At 49.9% G+C, this 15398-nt stretch carries 8 protein-coding genes; 6 read left to right on the forward strand and 2 right to left on the reverse strand.

Annotation, left to right across the window (positions count from 1 at the left end):
* The first annotated feature begins 24 nt into the window (after nucleotides 1–24).
* From AB1757_03150 to AB1757_03170, 5 genes are all read left to right on the forward strand, one after another.
* Nucleotides 25–411 carry a hypothetical protein gene (locus AB1757_03150; protein ID MEW6126036.1) on the forward strand — a complete coding sequence of 129 codons (387 nt, stop codon included), beginning with the start codon at nucleotides 25–27 and terminating at the stop codon, nucleotides 409–411.
* Between the two features lie 98 nt (nucleotides 412–509).
* Complete coding sequence (locus tag AB1757_03155) at nucleotides 510–1400, forward strand: hypothetical protein (GenBank protein MEW6126037.1); 891 nt, start codon at nucleotides 510–512, stop codon at nucleotides 1398–1400.
* Between the two features lie 26 nt (nucleotides 1401–1426).
* The gene (locus AB1757_03160) at nucleotides 1427–2002 is read left to right on the forward strand and encodes a hypothetical protein (GenBank protein MEW6126038.1); all 576 of its coding nucleotides are present in this window, start codon (nucleotides 1427–1429) and stop codon (nucleotides 2000–2002) included.
* A 46-nt stretch (nucleotides 2003–2048) separates the two neighbouring features.
* On the forward strand, nucleotides 2049–2891 hold the full coding sequence (locus AB1757_03165; GenBank protein MEW6126039.1) for a hypothetical protein: 843 nt from the start codon (nucleotides 2049–2051) through the stop codon (nucleotides 2889–2891).
* Between the two features lie 467 nt (nucleotides 2892–3358).
* Nucleotides 3359–6865 (forward strand): FG-GAP-like repeat-containing protein, encoded by a 3507-nt coding sequence (locus AB1757_03170; protein MEW6126040.1) that lies wholly within the window; start codon nucleotides 3359–3361, stop codon nucleotides 6863–6865.
* A 111-nt stretch (nucleotides 6866–6976) separates the two neighbouring features.
* Here AB1757_03170 and AB1757_03175 read toward each other — a convergent pair whose 3' ends face one another.
* Nucleotides 6977–8356 carry a hypothetical protein gene (locus tag AB1757_03175; protein ID MEW6126041.1) on the reverse strand — a complete coding sequence of 460 codons (1380 nt, stop codon included), beginning with the start codon at nucleotides 8354–8356 and terminating at the stop codon, nucleotides 6977–6979.
* Nucleotides 8357–8926: 570 nt separating this feature from the next.
* Between AB1757_03175 and AB1757_03180 the strand changes: the two genes are divergently transcribed.
* A complete protein-coding gene (locus AB1757_03180; protein MEW6126042.1) occupies nucleotides 8927–12496 on the forward strand; it encodes a carboxypeptidase regulatory-like domain-containing protein in 3570 nt (1189 codons plus the stop codon).
* Between the two features lie 478 nt (nucleotides 12497–12974).
* On the opposite strand, the gene AB1757_03185 is transcribed toward AB1757_03180, so the two are convergent.
* Nucleotides 12975–15353: a glycoside hydrolase family 3 N-terminal domain-containing protein gene (locus AB1757_03185; protein MEW6126043.1), complete on the reverse strand. Its 2379-nt coding sequence runs from the start codon at nucleotides 15351–15353 to the stop codon at nucleotides 12975–12977.
* Nucleotides 15354–15398 lie beyond the last annotated feature (45 nt).

The following is a 15398-nucleotide window of genomic DNA, read 5'->3' on the forward strand; positions in this document are numbered from 1 at the left end:
AGTGGAACCAAAAGGAGAAAAATTATGAGTCAAATCGAGAGTCAAGTTCATAACAAATTTAAAGTCTTTTCAGGAGAATTGCAGGCTGATAAAACTATTGGCAGCCTTGCCGATGCGGTGGCGCAGTTTGCCAGCGACAATAAAATTGCAGCGAAAAGCATTGGCGTTGAATATCTGGAATCGGCAAAACGTCTTATTATCACGCTCGGTTATCGCGATGATGAAGAACCTTATCCGATTCAATTGCAATCGGTATCGCTTGGTAAAGTCGATGCTTCGGGCGGCGATTTTTCGGCACTCGAACAGGCGATGGCAAACGCCAGTTCGCAACTCGGCAATATCATCTGCCATGAACTTTACGTCACCGATGAGCAGGATTTCTTAATGATTTTCATGACGCACGCTGCGTAAATACCGAATGTCGCAAGTCCCAGTCAGGATGTGATGGTGTTCAAATAAACGGACACCGGACTCCAGACCCTCGACTCTCGACTCGAAATGTTATTTTTATGGCTGACGAAGAAATCAATTATGTCAAAGAGGTCTTAAAGAGCGACATCAATCTTGCCTTCGTTGGAGTGATGGCTTTTTTGATGCTGGTAGTGAATTTCCTGGGCTTTCTGCCGCTGCTGGTTGCCGGTGAAATCGCCGCGATTTTCATTGCCCAAAATGTGCGTGTGCAACGCATCATTCGCGCCCGCAAAAACCGGCATCAGAAACTCGAAAGCGAAGACACCGAAAAGACCATCGTGCAATCGTTGCCGCTCAACTATCAACAGGATTTCAATTCCGTGCGCTCGCTTTGCGAGGAGATTGAAAAACGCTCGAATGAACTGGGCGATGCCGGAAGCCGTGTGATGTTGTCAGGGGTCATCGAACGGTTATTCGCGTTTCGTATCGAATATGCCAAGATGCTGCGCGCCCATCACCTGCTTTCGACGCGCAATTATCGCAACCTGCAAACCATGCTGGCGAATGAAATCGCCAAAGCCGAAAAAGCGGTTGAACGCGAACAATCGCCAGCCGTGCGTCAGGCATTGGCGCAAAATTTGAGCATTCTCAAAAAGCGGCTCGGACGCATTCAAAAACTCGATGAGTTGGTCAGGCTCCTCGAAGCCCGCATTCACGTCGTTAAAAATTCCTTGAGTTTGATTCAAGACGAAGTTTATTCATTTACCAACGTCGCGGGCATCTCCGATCTGGTTGGCAATCTGCTCGATAATCTAAGCATCAGCGATGAATTCCGCTCGGCTTACGAAGATGTTTTAGTCACCGAAGGTGATAATCTGGCGACCCTTGAAGCCGCCCCCGAAGAGTCCGGTTTAAGCGATTGGGATGCGCCGCCAGGTGAAGAAGCGCGTCGCTTGCCGCAACGCGAACACCTTCGCCGCGTGAAATGAAGCAATTGATGTTTCGGAGAGTAAAAATGGGATTAATGATACATTCGCTTGCAAAATTACCGCTTAATGCTGAGAGAGATTATTACATTTACCTGCTTGATTATGGTTGGAAAGAGCCAATAGCTGATACTCTTAGGTCGAACTTTCACAAGATGGCAACATTAGCATCAGAAACACACTCAGTTGTCATGATGGGACTAGAAGGTAGCCATTTTAATGATGATGTGTTGTCTTGGCATAATATCAATGGTCAACCGGGCGATAAGTTGCTTCCAGCAATTCTAATTACAACAAGGCATCCCCATTTATTTAAGGAGGATCGTCAATATAACTATTCTACATTGCGAGATGACTATTCTGATCGGTTATTATTAATTCCACTACAAAAAATTTGTAAGACACCAAGAGACGTTGTAATTCTTATCGAACGACTATTCACTGGCATAAAAGAAAAGAAAACCTTGTCCAACTTTCAAGTTAGTAGTGAGATGAAAAAAGGGAAGTTAGGGGCATTAGCTGATGCACTGCTCCTGCGACCAAATATAAAAGGAGTTGGGGTAGACCTCAACTATGTAATCAACTATTTAATGGGTAGAGATTGATTCACAAGAATAGCCAATCCCCTTGGTCTCTACTAAGGAGAATCAAATGCCGAATCCGCCACAAAGACCGAAAAGTACCGAAGATATTTTGCGTGAGATGGAACAGATGTCGCAGGGCGTCAGTCCGTCGGGTGAGACGAAAAAATCGGGCAGCGCGTTTAAATCATTGATGGATTTTTTCATCAAGGTTGAACCCGAAGAGGAGCCATCGTCGTCGCCGCCACCACCGCAATTTACCGCACCGCAACAAGCGCCGCCGCGCCGCGCTGTGCCTACGGGTTCGCTCGGTGTGCCGCGACCACAGCAACGGGTCGGCGATTTGGTTGCCAGCGAACCGCCGCCTACGTTTAAACCGCCGGCGACCAAGCCCGGCGATGATTTGGCGCAACGAGAGTTCGCGCAGATTTATAAGGATGCGGGCATTGCCAATTCGCCTTGCAGTGTCGATGAACTCGCGCAGTTGATGGACAATCCAACGGTCGCCAATCAACCTCTGAGCGTCAAAATCATCGCGGTCAATCTGGCATTGTCGGCAAAAAACCTCGGCATTGATGTGCCGATTGCCGATGCCGCGCGCCGTGACCGCGCGTTGGATGCGTATCAGAAAATGCTGACGGATCGCGCCAACGGCATCGAACAACGCAACAGCGAAAAGGTTCAACTGATTTCCAAAGAGGTCGAAGAATATTTGAAACGCAAGCAAGCCGAGATGGAAGCGTTGAAAACCGAAGTCGCCGACGCCCGCCGTCAATCGATTGATTTTGCGGTGCGTCGCGAAGCCGAAGAAAAACGCCTCGCCGAGCTAATCAGTCCGTTTCTCGAAGGCAAACCCAACCCCGTCACCGTCGGCAATTCGCCTGATGCGCCGCCACCCGAAAATAAAATGTAGGTTAAAAAATCAATTGAAGATTTTCAGAAGGCGCAGGGTCGCAAGCTTTGCGCCTTTGGTTTTTGGGCACTGGAAAATATTTCCATATTGGTTGAGCGGCGGTTTCTGATCGCGTAAGGGGTGGGTATCGGTGGTTTTGCGGCTGTGCCGCTTTGATGTGCGGTGAGTCCGAGACTCACCGTTCGGCATTGTTAATTTTCTTTCGGGGCTATGCCCCTCATCGCGCTTATCAGAGAGGCTTAGCTACTGCACATCAAAACACACCGATACTAATCACCATGCTCTTAACTGAGCGTCGAAGATTTTGCCGTCGCCTTCAATCGAAATTTGCGAGAACGAGTCAGTGACGCTAAAGTTGGTAGGCGACAAATCAATTCAATAAATATGGAGCGTAGTTGTATTCGCTTATGAAACCCCTTCAGCGTAGGCTTGTAATTTTTCTATTCATTTCAGTGTGCGCTTTTGTCGTGACTGCGCCGGTTTTGCTGCAATCAAATGACGCGACGAAGCCCAATTTATCGGTTCGCGAAGACGCTTACCGAGCAAACAATCTCGGCGTCGCTTTGCTTGAACAGTTCAAACACAAAGAAGCATCAGAAGAATTTCGCCGCGCCTTGAAAATCAATCCGCAACTTTACGCGGCGCGCATCAACCTTGCCATCGCGCTCTACAACGTGCCCGATGTCGAAGGGGCGCTTACGGAAATCAAAGCCGCCGCTGAAGTCGCGCCAGATGCGCCGCAGGTGCAATTTATGTTCGGCTTGATTGCGCGCAATCAGAGTCGCCCCGAAGATGCGATTGCCGCTTTTCAAAAAGTTCTCAAAGCCGACCCGCTCGATGTCGCAAGCAACATCAACCTCGCGCAGCTTTATATGCAGCAGCGCAAATTTGATGACGCCATCAAGTTGTTGCGCGAAGCCTTGAGAATCGAGCCTTACAACATAACCGCGACGTATAATCTGGCGATTGCCTTGACGCGCTCAGGGGTGCGCGAAGAGGGACAGCCAATGATGGCGCGGTTTTTGGCGCTGCGCGATGGCGGCTATGGGACGAGTCTCGGACAAAATTATCTTGAGCAAGGGCAATATGCCGAAGCGATGGTGTCAACCGGCGCGGAACCTGAGTTGATTGATACGACGATTCCCGACGTGACCTTTAACGAAGCGACCGGCAGTTTCTTTTCCGCAGGCGTAGAGAAAAAAACAGGGGCGAACAAATTTTTCGGACAGCGGTTTAATTCAGCGGCAGAATTAAGCGATGCGGCAAAGCGTGAATTGATTGCCGCGCTTGGCGGCAGTTTGACGCCGATTGATTTTGATGGCGATGGCGACCTTGATTTATTTGAAGTGACGCCGAGCGCGCAAAAACTTTATCGCAACGACAAAGGCAAGTTTGTTGATGTGAGCAAAGATTCAGGGCTTGCTTTATCCAACCCTCAGACAATAGCCATCGGCGCGGTTGCCGGTGATTATGATAATGACGGACGCGCTGACCTTTTCGTTTTGCGACTGGGCGGCAACGCGCTTTACCACAACGACGGCAACAGCAAATTCTCAGACGCTACACCAACCGCGAAGATTCCAGCATTCAATCCGCTTGCGATTTCCGCCGCGCTTGTCGATGTTGACCACGATGGCGACCTTGATATTTTTATTGCCGGGTTTGCCGACCTCAATAAACCGACCAAGTCAACCGGCGCATTAACCTTTCCTGATGACTTTGCCGCAGCGCCCAATCAACTGCTCAGAAATAATGGCAACGGCACCTTCACGGATAACAGTGAAGCCGCGAAACTGGCTACAGGAGCCGGTCACGCGGTAGCCGTCGTGCCAACCGATTATAATAACCGTCGTGATGTGGATTTGTTACTGGTAAATTATGACGCGCCGCCGACGCTTTACAGCAATCAACGCGATGGCAGCTTTAAAGATGTCACAAGTGAAGTCGGACTCACGATGAAAGGGCGGTTCACCTGCGTGGCGGCAGGCGATATTAATAAGGACAGTTTCACCGATTTCTATTTTGGCGAAGCAAGTGGCGCAGGCTTTTTTGCCCTGAGCAATCGGCGTGGCGGCTTTACCATGACTGCCGCAAGCGCGGGGATAGAAGGCGCGAGCGCGGCGCAATTTGTCGATTACGATAACGATGGCTTGCTCGATTTAATTGCGATTGCCGGCGGCAAATTGCGCGTTTGGAGAAATCTCGGCAACAACTGGCAAAACGTTACCGACCGCGCCGTGGCAAAAAATTTTGCGATGAGTGTGCCGACCAGTGATTCGCCGCATCGGTTTGCGGCGGCTGATTTGGACAGTGATGGCGATACCGATTTGCTGTTGCACATAACGCCCGAACAAATCAAAGTGGCGCGCAATGATGGCGGCAATCGCAACCGCTCGCTGCGCATCAACCTTGCCGGAAAAATCAGCAATCGTAGCGGCGTCGGCGCAAAAGTCGAAATGCGCGCCGGAAGTTTGCAACAAAAAATCGAAACCGCTTCCGCCGTTCCCGCTGCGCAACCCGCCGATGTGTTGTTCGGCTTGGGCAAACGCGCCGCCGCAGACACCGTGCGCGTATTGTGGACCTCGGGGATTTTACAATCGGAAACCGAAACGCCGCGCGCCGCAAATATCAACGCCCAGACCATGTCAATCACTGAGGTTGACCGCAAACCTTCGTCCTGTCCGTATCTCTATACCTGGAATGGCGAACGCTTTGAATTCATCACCGATTTTATGGGCGGCGGGGAAATGGGTTACTGGGAAGCGCCGGAGGTTTACAATCATCCAGACCCCGTTGAATATACGCGCATACGCGACGAGCAATTGAAAGCGCGCAACGGAATTTTTGAACTTCGCGTCACCAATGAACTCGAAGAGGTATTGTTTGTCGATAATCTCAAATTGATGGCGATTGCTCATCCATCGAACATCGAAGTTTTTCCCAACGAAGGCATGACGAGTCCGCCGCGTGAATTTAAATTGTTCACCACACGCAACGCGCAACCGCCGGTGTCGGCAGTCGATGATAAAGGGCAGGATGTGCTGGCGCGAATTGCGAAGATGGATAGAAGTTATCCCGATAATTTTACGCTGCACCGCATACGCGGTTATGCCGAAACCCATTCACTGACCTTGAATTTAGGTGAAGCCAGCAGCAAAAAAACTTTGCTGCTGCTCACAGGGTGGACGGATTACGCTTTTTCAAGCGATAACGTGGCGGCGCATCAAGCAGGGTTGACGATGCAACCGCCAGGTTTACAAGTGAAAGATAAAGACGGCAACTGGCAAACCGTGATGGAGGTTGGTATTCCGGTCGGGCGTCCGCAAACCATTGTGCTTGATTTAAGCGGGAAATTTCTGACCGCCAGCCGTGAGGTTCGCATTGTGACCAATATGCGAATTTACTGGGATCAGATTCTGGTCGACAGGGCAGGTGTATTGGCGCAACCGCGAATCGAGTGGTTGAAAGCATTGACAGCGAAACTCAGTTGGCGCGGGTTTTCAGCGGAAGTTACCCCGGATGGTCGCGAACCTTACACCTATGATTACCAGCGCGTGACCTTAACTTCGCCGTGGAAAACCTTCGCCGGGCGGTACACGCGAGAAGGTGATGTTCGCACACTACTTGCGCGCACCGACGATCTATTTGTGATTGCGCGTCCGGGCGATGAAATTGCGCTCGCTTTTGATGCTAAAAAACTAGCACCTTTGCCGAAAGGCTGGAAACGCGCGTTTTTACTCTATTCGGATGGTTACAGCAAAGAGATGGATATTCATTCCGCAAGCCCGGATGCGGTAACGCCTCTGCCTTTTCACGCGATGAAAAAATATCCTTATGAAGATATGCAAACTTATCCACAAACGGCGGTGCATCGCGATTATCTCAAGCGGTTTAATACGCGGGTTGTCGGTTCGCCGCTGCCGCGCATCGAAGCCCCGCTTGCTGCAAAATTTCTGGAAAGCGGAAGTCGTTGAATAACGGTTGGCAATATCGGTACGGGAAATGCGCTGAAAAATATGGCGTTTTATTGATCTGGTAGATGGGTAAATTTTTTGAATGATTTGCACGCGTTCAGACTGGCATCGCTATTTTCTCTCGGAGGTGAGCGGGTGAATGGCAATTGGGGTGATGGTCGTTGGAATGCCGTTATCGACGGCGACCTTTAATAAAATTTGATAATAACGTGGCGGTTCGTTGCCGGTATCCAAGGTTCGCAGGCGTTGATTCAGGGCGCTCAGATAGTTTTCACCGGCGACATACTCAGCCGCCGCCTGTGTGCCTTCGCTATGGATGCCTGCTAACACCATCACCGTGTCTTTTTCCGAGATATTCGGTTTCACGGTAATCAACGCGTAATCTTCAATCAATCGACCATAATTGTCGAATTGGGGTTTGTATTCGCCCTCTTCACCGGGTTGTTGATTGTGATTTTCGATAGTGGCGCGATTCGTATAAACGAAATCTTCTTTGATCGGTAATTTAACTGTCCATTCATTGACCCAGACGCTGCCCAGCATGATGACATTATGGTTTTTCAAATCTTCGCTGCTCACCGTGCGGCTTTGTTTGAGGGAAAGCCCGCGTCCGGCTTTACGGAAAAGGTCTGTGACATGATACAAGCCGATAGCTTCGCCGACGCCTGTAAATTCATCAGGGCAGATGATCAGCTTGGGCGTTGGATTGTTTTTGGTAATAAAGGTCTCGCCAAGCATTTCGGTTAAGGTCTTGTTCTGTTCAGCCGTGAGCGGGACGGCGCGTTCAGCCAGATAGGGCGGATCCATGGCATTTAAAAAACGATAAACCGGAGGATTGCTGAGCACCAGTAATGTCGGACTGTCAGTTTTCAAAAACGGCGACCAGATGCCTTCCTGAACTTCCGCAGGGATTGTCGCTGCGGTTTGTTCGGCGCGCTTTTGCAGTTCAAGGTTTGAAAACGCCAAAATGGCAACGGTCGCAAGCAACGCGACTATCAAGACGGCGGCAATCATTAACCAGCGTTTTTGATTTTTTGAAGTTGCGATTTCGCTTTGTATGGAATCGGCGTGCGCCGGATCGGAAGCCTCCAGATGATGAACGACCGAAGGAGCAAGCGTGAGCGATGAAGACGCCGATAGGTTCGCCGGTTCGGGAGCCGGAACGTAAGAGAAGACCGGTTTGTAATGTCCTTTGGGTAACTCGATAATCAGATTATCGAATTTTCCTTCAGTGGCGTAATACTCCAAAAGTTTTGCGCGCAAGCGTCCGGCTTGAACACGCACGACGGAATCGGTTCTGGGGTTATATTGTTTGCCGCGACCAAAAACTTCTGTGGCGATGGTATATTCTTTCAGCTCATCTTCCTTTTCATCAATCGCCTTATCCACTATGAATTTCAGAAAAGATTTGAGACTTTCGGAACTTTGCAGCGCCTGACTTTGCAAGATGCGCTCCACCTGCTCCAGTTTTTGTTCTCTCGTTGTATCCATAATGAAACTGCCGAGTTATGAACTTGTGGAAAGGTATAAAACCCCTAGTAACTCAGGTATTATACCCCCATTAACTTCCAAAACAAGTCCGTAACAGCGTAGCATAGGAAAGTATTCAAACCCCATTAATCCGAAATTGCGTGGCAAAGTGATTTTTCTCGGGGCGATTTAATTAGTTGGTTGACAAAACCAACTAATTAAATTATAGTGCAGCGGATTTAAAGTTAAGTGGTCTAATACAGGCAGTTCAGTTTTTTAGGTAAGCCTCTCTAGCGATTTTGGTGTGCTGGTCGCAGGCTGGTACACCAACGCTTTTTTTAATCAGCAAGCTATTTTCTAAAGTTCTGCACTGATGAGTGGGAAGTGGATATTAATCGGCATTCAACAAACCGCTCAGAAATTCGGTGCAAAAGGCTAAACCTGCTGTGTAATAAACTTGGTGAGTGAATTGAGAATTTAAGATTTGTCGGAACCGTAAATTTCTCGTCAGGACTTTATTGCACGGCAGGTTTCTATATCAACTACGTAGTTTCGTGCTGTTTCGCTCATAAATAATCAGGAGGTACCTATATGCTAATTCCGTTTAAGGAAAGGCTTCTCTCAACATCTCGACGCCTCTCCTACAGCCTGGTCATCTGCTTGGCGGCGATTTTAGCTGGCACCTGGACAACTTACGCACAGGTCACTGGAAGCGCAACTTTGCGTGGCACGGTTAAAGACCCCAATGGCGCGGTCATCGCAAAAGCCAATGTTTCGATTGTCAATGATCGAACCAGGGAAGAGCGGCAAGCGTCAACCAACGACGAAGGCAATTATGTCTTTGGCGCGCTTACGCCCGGCACTTACACGGTCAAGGTTGAAGCGCAAGGGTTTAAAACCAACCAGCAAACCAATGTGGTGCTTAACACCAGTGATACGCGTGGTCTCGACATCGTTATGGAGGTCGGTGCCACCAGTGAAACTGTGACCGTACAGGCGGCCGGTGAGCAGATACAAAAAGAGACAGGTGCAAAAGAGAATACCATCACCTCTAAGCAGATTGAAAACCTGTCCATCATCAGCCGCAGTTCGCTCGAACTGCTGCGTATTCTTCCGGGAGTGACGGCTCCGAACCCGGATGAAGCGGGTCAACAGGCTGTAGGTTTCAATGCCGGCGCAAATGCTAACAATCAATACCACGTCAATGGACTTCGCGGTGAAAACAACAACGTCAGTATTGACGGTTCCAGAGTTATCGATATCGGCGCGAACAATGGCACCATCATTACCGCCAACAACGACATGGTTCAGGAAGTGAAAGTCCAGAGCAGTAACTATGCTGCTGAACACGGCTCCAGCGGGGTGCAAATCAGCGCCACCACCAAAGGCGGCAGCAGCGAGTTTCATGGAACGCTCTATGATTACATTCGCAACCACAAAATCAATGCCAATGACCGCTCAAATACAATAAATGGGGTGGCCAGGCCTGAAGAAAGTTACCAGTATCCGGGCGGCAACGTCGGCGGTCCGGTGATCTTTCCGGGAACCAATTTCAATAAAAACCGTGACAAGCTTTTCTTCTTCTACGGACTGGAAATTCAGCGCCAGAAAGTAGACCCTGGCGCGCGCTTCGATGTTGTACCGACCGAAGCCGAGCGCAACGGCATCTTCCCGGGCGGCTTGGATGTGCGCAATCGCATCGACCCGGTCGGAAAAGCGCTCATCAACCTTTATCCATTGCCGAACTTCACAGACCCCAATGGCGGTCGCAACAATTATGTCTCGCAAGCACTGCAACCCATCAATCGTAATCAACAGACTCTAAGAGTTGACTACAATCTGACCAATGACACCAAACTCTATGTGCGTTGGGCACGTGAATTTGAAGATCAGGATTATGCGCGCGGTTTGTGGTGGAACCCTTCTGCCTATGAATTGCCTTCGCACGTTCAAGGCACCAACCTCGGTCGGTCGCTGGCTGTCAACATGACCAACGTCATCAACCCGACAATGACCAACGAAGTGTTGTTCAGCTTTAGCAAATTGAAACTGGACAATGACTACAGAGACCCGAGCAAAGTGACCCTGGAGGCGTTGGGCATTCCGAATTTTGCCGGTCCTTTCGGCAAGCAAAGCCCTTATGCGCCGATTTCCCTGATTACCAGTTGGTCAGGTCAAACTTCCGGCGATTTCTGGGAACCGGGCGGATTGCCGCTCTTTGCGCATAATTCAAGTCTTTCTGTCACCGACAACCTGACGAAAGTTTATGGCGCGCATACCATGAAATTCGGCGGTTTGATTGAACGTGGCGGTAAGATTCAAAACCTCCAAAGCAATGCGGAAACCCAGTTGATTTTCTCGCAATGGGGCAACGGTTCAACCGGCAATGTGTTTGCGGACATTCTCGTCGGCAGACCGACACAGGTAGCCGCTTCGACCAAAGTTCCAATTGGCGATTTCGTCTTCTGGAACTATGAAGCCTATGCTCAGGATGGCTGGAAAGTGCGACCGAATCTCACGATTGAATATGGTTTGCGCGCAGCCTTTTTCCCAACCAACAAAGAGAAGAACGGGTTGGCAGTGCGCTTCGATCCGGCTTCTTATGTGCAGGGCGCGGGCGTGTTGATCAACAACGACCCGACCCGACCGAACGGTATTTTACAAGCCTCCAGAGGTGAAATCCCCAAAGGCATCACCGATTCGCCGGGGGTTCAATGGGCACCCAGACTGAATTTCGCCTGGGATATTGGCAGCAAAGGCGACACTGTGGTGCGCGGCGGCGCTGGACTTTTCTACAATCGCGTACAGGGGAACTATCAGTATTATATTTTGAATGGTTCACCGCCGAATACTTATGGGGCAACCTTTGATAGCTATGCCTTCGGTGATTTAGGAGGCGGTAGAGGATTGACTTATAGCACCTTGCCGCTCATCAATCCCTTCACCCAAATCGGTTCGATTGATGTTCAAACCGCGAACCCGGATTCAATAGAGATTCCGCGAATCGCAACCATGAGTTTGTCCGTAGCCAGGAAGTTACCTTGGAACAACCTCTTTGAAGCCGGTTATGTCGGCACCCAAGCGCGACACCTGCCACAACGACGGAACATCAATTATGTGCCGCTGGGCAGATTGTTAAGCGGCAGAGTCGGTAACGCCGACCTGTCTGATCCGGTTCAGCGGGTAGCGGTTGCCGGACAGTCAGGTGTGTTGGCGCAATTCCGCCCATTCCCGGCGTACAATAACATTACGTCCTTTGAATATGCGGCGACCTCTTCCTATCATTCGTTGCAAATGACCTTGAGTCATCAAACGGGACAACGCTTGCAGTATTTTGCAACCTACACCTTCTCGAAAGCGCTCGGCACCACCGGCGTCAATGAGACAGGCGATCTGGTTGACCCGATTGATACTCGCGGACGCAGCTATGGCATTTTGCCGTACGATAGAACCCACATTTTTAATCTCTCTTACAACTATCTGGTGCCGGATATTGCAAGAAGCGGATTCAAGAACGGGTTTACCAATGCGGTGTTCAATGGCTGGCAGATGTCCGGTATTACCACCTTCCAGAGCGGCTTGCCGATTCGCCTCAGATTTGAAGGCGACCTCTTTGCCGCAGGCACTTCGCTTGCCTTCTTCGGAACGGACGCTTTCAGCAATTCCGGCTCATCATCGGGCGCGGTAACCCCCGTTTATTTGGGGAACCCGCAAGTTGAAAGCGGTCTGAAACTCGGCAGCAGAATGTTAGACCTGAACGCGCTGGCGATTCCTTCATTCGGAACCACCGGGCCTTATGTCCAACCTTTCTATCTGAGAGCGCCGCATCGTTGGAATCACGACATCACCTTCTTCAAGAATTTCCAACTCACGGAACGGCAGAAGATTCAATTCCGTGCGGGATTCTTTAACATCTTCAATCAGGCGTACCCCCGATTCATTCAGGGCGATAACTCCAATAGCGACATCAACGTCAGATTGATTACTGAATGTAATGTGAAAGTCAACGGCGTTCCCAATGGCACCGGCGGAACTACCGATAACGTTTGTGACCCGACCAAAGGGTTCAAGTTCACTCAGGACACCATCAACAACTTTGGAAGAGTCACCAACAAACACGGGCATCGCGTGGTTGAATTCGCTTTGAAGTATTACTTCTAATCATCCTTTCGATGACTCTAGCAGCGGTTAAGCGCGGGGAAGTTCTTCTTCCTCGCGCTATTTTTTTGCTGATCGGTTTATGATTTTGTGTATAGAGCGGTGTGCGATGGCGTTTACTTTGAATCGGTTGAACAAGGGTCTAAAGACCGCTTCCTCAACTCCAGTAAATCGTTTTGCAATCTGCAATAGAGGAATTGATTGCGAAGTCGGATAGTTAAGAACGAGAGGTCAATGCTCCTTAAACCCGAATTGCCTGAAGTACCCCAATTCAACGCGACGAGTCACTGCGATGATTCATTTGGGTAATTCGCAGCATTCCTGGGAGTAGCCCTTCAATCAAACCACAATGCCGTCGGCTGTGTCAGTGAACCAATTGCCTGATGGCATTCTCGTGCAATTGAAAAATGCCATCAGGCAAAATCAACTCGAAATGAGCGCGGCGATTCACAATTGCCGCGTTCATCACTCAAATACGCTTCTATTTCACGACGACCTCTAAATTCACCGTTTGTAATTTCACTGAACTGGTGCCGACCATAATGTCAAACATTCCCGGCTCAACCACACGCTTCATATTGATGTCATAAAAGCGTAATTTTTCGGGCGTAATCGTAAACGTCACGGTTTTACTTTGACCGGGCGCGAGATTGATGCGGGCAAAATCCTTTAATTCTTTTACCGGGCGAGTCACCGAACTTACTTTGTCGTGAATGTAGAGTTGTACGACTTCATCACCTGCAACTTTGCCGGTGTTAGTGACCGTTACACTCACTGTTGCCTTTCCGGCAACTCCGATTTTTTCCGGCGAGACTTTCACATCACTATACGCAAATGTGGTGTAGCTCAACCCGAAGCCGAAAGGATAGAGCGGCTCTTTACTGGTAAACAGATAGCCGCGTTTGGCTGTCGGTTTCTGGTTGTAGTAAATCGGCAATTGTCCGACCGAACGCGGAAAACTCACAGGCAGTTTGCCGCCGGGATTGACGTCGCCGAATAACACATCTGCCGCAGCCATGCCGGTCTCCTGTCCGAGATAAAAGCCTTCCAAAATCGCCGGAACCTTTTCGGCGATGTAATTAATCGACAGCGCGCCGCTGTTGATTAAAAAAACAACTGTCGGTTTGCCAGTCGCTAAAATCGCTTTCACCAAATCGTTTTGTCTGCCGACTAAATCGAGGTTGTCGCGGTCGCCCAAATGATTTTCCGCCCACGCTTCTTTGTTGGTATCTTCATTGCCGCCCAGAACGAGCACCGCAACATCCGAATTTTTAGCGACCTGCACCGCTTCGTTGATTAATCGTTCATCATCTGCCGGGTCATTGAGCGTCGCCGTATCGCCAAACCAGTTGCCACCTTCTTTAGTAATCTTGCAGCCTTCGGCGTAGTTGACTTTGATTTGACTACCGACCTTATCGCGCACGCCCTGCAAAATACTGATGCCGCGTTGCGGGTCATCGCTGTAGCCGCCAAGATGCGCTTTTGCGGCATTGGGTCCAATAATGGCGATGGATTTCACTTTGGTTTTATCGAGCGGCAAGAGATTGTCCTGATTTTTTAACAGGGTAATCGAACGCCGCGCGGCTTCCGCTGCAAGCTCGCGATGAGATTGTGAGTTGACGATTTGCGCGGCGCGTTCCGGGTCAACATAAGGGTTTTCAAAAAGTCCGAGTTGAAATTTGGCGCGTAAAACCCGCGCAACCGATTGGTCAAGCTGCGATTCGGAAATTTTTCCTTCAGCGATGAGCTGCGGCAAGGTTTGATAAATATCCGGGTCAGGCAGTTCAACATCAACGCCCGCTTCAAACGCAACCTTCGCGCTCTCGGCTTTATTTGCGGTCAACAAATGTCGTCCCTGTAATTCGCCGATGGCAAAATAATCGGAAACCACAAAGCCATCAAAACCCCATTCTTCGCGCAACAAATTTTGCAACAGTTTGTAATTGGCGTGCGATGGCACACCGTCCACTTCGTTATAAGATGGCATCACGCTCTTGATGCCCGCTTCTTTCACTGCCGCTTCAAAGGTCGGATAAAAGACTTCGCGCAACACTCTTTCCGAAACATTTACGGGCGCAACGTTGGTGCCGCCTTCAGGTTGTCCGTGGGCAACAAAATGTTTTGCCGTGGCGATGACGTTTTGCGCTTGAATGGCTTTTACACAGGCGACCGCCATTCGTGATGCCAGATAAGGGTCTTCGCCATAGGTCTCTTCGGTGCGCCCCCAACGCGGCTCACGCGCCAAATCGAGATTTGGACCTAAAACTTGATGCGAACCGCGCACCCGGGTTTCAAGCGCCGCGGCGGTAAAAATGCGACTGATGAGTTCGGTATCCCAACTCGAAGCGAGCGACAACGGCGTCGGGAAGTGTGTGCTGCCAAGCCCCATATTGCCATGCAGAATTTCATCGTGAAAAATTGCCGGAATGCCGAGCCGCGTATGGTCAATCAACCATTTCTGCGCGGCATTCGCATAAATGGCTGCCTGCCGCGCATCTTTTCTTTCGCGCTGCCGGGCGATTTGCCCGATGCCGTTTTTCATGACCACGGCTGCCTGTTCAGGCGAAAAATCGCCTCTATCGGGCATGGTAGCCGGATTCGACGGTAATGCCTGCGGCTTTTTAAACCACAGGCATTCAAGTTGCGCGACCTTTTCATCAATCGTCATGCGTGAAAGCAAATCTGCAACCCGCTGTTCAATCGGCAAACCGGCATTGCGATAGGCTGGCGGGTTGCTTTGCAGGTGTGCCGCGCGGGTCGGCAAGAGTCCGACGAAAAGTGACAAGATAGTTAAGCTGAAAACCAGAAAACGACAGTGATTTTTGTGAATCGAAATAGAGAGCAATTTGCTTAATCGCATAGTTTTGACCTGTGAGTTGGGATTGACTGAACAGAAAGGTATTTC

This window comes from Acidobacteriota bacterium (assembly GCA_040754075.1).
Lineage (GTDB): Bacteria > Acidobacteriota > Blastocatellia > UBA7656 > UBA7656 > JBFMDH01.